Annotated in this window: 1 protein-coding gene and 1 pseudogene; both read left to right on the plus strand. The window is 37.7% G+C overall.

What is annotated here, in order from left to right:
• Positions 1–78: 78 nt before the first annotated feature.
• A pseudogene (locus ACY191_RS14235) lies at positions 79–267 on the plus strand (hypothetical protein).
• 149 nt (positions 268–416) lie between these two features.
• The coding region (locus tag ACY191_RS14240) for a type IA DNA topoisomerase (protein WP_463270062.1) at positions 417–2,554 on the plus strand (2,138 nt) is incomplete at its 3' end.

Below are 2,554 nucleotides of genomic sequence, written 5' to 3' on the forward strand. Positions count from 1 at the left end.
TTCCTAATAGATAAATTGTAAGAAGAGTACTGTTAAACAGTGCTCTTCTTCTTTTTAACAATGAAAGGGGAGAAAAGAATGGTAAATATCGTTGAGATTGTAGACATCGATTATACCGGCGTATGGGCAGAAACAATAGGTGCAGAAGAACTAATTTTCATTTTTTTGCCGAAAGAAAAAATCTAAATGGCACGCGAGGTGTTATCAGAGAAAAAACAAATGTATGTCTTTCTACAGAAGGATTGGGAATGGAGAAAAATGTCATGAATCCCTGGTTATTTGCTGGTTGCATGTTGCTTGTGGTCGTGATAATGAACGTTTGTATATGGATGGGACAATGTGCGATAAAACGATTCAAACTACGAAAAATGAAGCGTTAAAACTAATAATTTTACATATATAAGGAGGAATGGATAGTGGGAAAAACATTATTTATTGCGGAAAAGCCGAAAGTTGCATACGAATTATTGAAATCACCACGTTTTCGAAATGCCAAAAAACATATGGGTAGTAAACCGTATTATGGATACTTTGAAAATCAGGATTATATTATTAGTTGGTGTTCGGGTCATTTATTAGAGCTGAAGCATCCAGAAGAAATGGATGAAAAATACAAAGACTTTAAGTTTGAACATTTACCTATATTAGTAGAGCCAGAGTATAAGGTAAAACCAGATTATGTTGAACAAATCAATACGCTAGTAGAGTTATTACAGCGTCAAGATGTAGATCATGTGGTCAACGCTTGTGATGGAGACCGTGAAGGTGAGCTGATTTATCGTGAAATGTATGAGTATGCGGGCGTAAATAAACGACAATCGCGTCTTTGGCTTTCTTCTTATGAACCAGCAGAATTAGAGGCAGGTTTGAATCGATTAGAGCCAGGGGAACACTATGACGGACTTGCAAACTCCGCAAAAGCAAGGCAATACCTGGACTATCTTCTCGGAATGAATGTGACGAGAGGGTGTACAACGAAACTTGCTAAAAACCAATTCTTATTAGCGACGGGGCGTGTACAAATGTGCCTGTTACATGAGATTTGGCAACGTGAAGTAGCAATAGAGAATTATAGAGAACAAATCTACTATAATTTGAAGCTCATCACAGACAATGGCTTAGAGGCAATCATGAAGACAGAAGACCAATTATTAGATCCGGCTCCTTTGCAAAAGCTTGGGACAAAACTAGTTGGTACAGCATTAATCGTAACGGAGTTTAAAGAGAGTACCAGAAAAAAGAAACCAAAATTGTTATATAACCTGACGGATTTGTATAAAGAGGCGCATTCGAAATTGAAAGTGAGTGCAGAGACCGCAAAAAAACATATTCAGAGTTTATATGAAGAAGGTTGGATTTCGTATCCTCGTTCATCATCCAGGCATTTGCCAACGGAAAAGGTAGGCAGAGTACAAGAAGTATTCCAAGCCTTGCAGTCTACCAATTATGCGGATCTGGTGCAACTTGTAGATACGCATACCATTACAGAAAAACATGCCACATTTAACGATGAACTTGTAGATAGTCACTTCGCCATCATCCCGACAACAAAACCATATGACGGGACCAATAGAAAACCATTAGAAATTCAATTATATGATCTCATTGTAAAGAGATTTATTGGAAACTTTATGCCACCGGCTGTTTATTTGGTACGTGAGGTACAGTTTATAGATCAAGAGGAAAACATATACAGTACAAAAGAGAAAGTTCTTCAAGAAAAGGGGTTTTTGAGCGTATTTCACGAGGACATGGAAGAGGGGTCAGTGGAAAGTTTCAAAATTCCTTTTTTATATGAAGGAGACTCATTCCAAATCGTAAAACATGACCTCATTCAGTCAAAAACAAAGAAACCAGCATTCCATACAGAAAACTCCATCCTAACGTTTATGGAGACCGCCGGTCGCAAGTTAGATGATGATCATTTAAAAGAGTTAATGAAAGGAAAACGGATTGGAACAGTCGCAACAGAAGAGACGTTCATTCCTAAGCTTGCAGCACGAAATTACATCACAGTTACCAATGGCCAGATTCGTACAACGAAAATTGGTCGTGCATTTGTAGAGAAATTTCCGATAGATGAAATCAAAAATCCAGCTTATACGGCTGAAATGGAAGGGATGATTCATATGATCGAAAAGAAAGAAATGCCATACGGTGAGTTTGTGGAAAATACAAATACTTTTGTGAAAGATACGGTTGCGAAGCTGGGAGAAACAGAAGAAAAAGTAGCGGATGAAATGATTTTGAATTGGAATCAACAAATTGAAGTATGTCGTTGTCCGTGTAAAAAGGGGAAAATCCTTCATAAAGGAAACTTCTATGGGTGCAGTAACTATCCTGAGTGTGAGATCCGTATGCCAAAGAAAATTAAAGAAAAAGCAATTCCTGAAGCACAAATAAAAAAGCTATTTGAAAGTAAGAAAACGGATCTGTTAAAAGGCTTTAAATCCGGTGAGAAAGAGTTTTCAGCGTACTTAGTATTCCGGGAAGGCAAAGTACAATTCCAGTTTCCAACGACAGATGAGCTATCTCTCGGAAAGTGTCCAGACTG

It is taken from the genome of Staphylococcus sp. TCBT05, assembly GCF_055179755.1.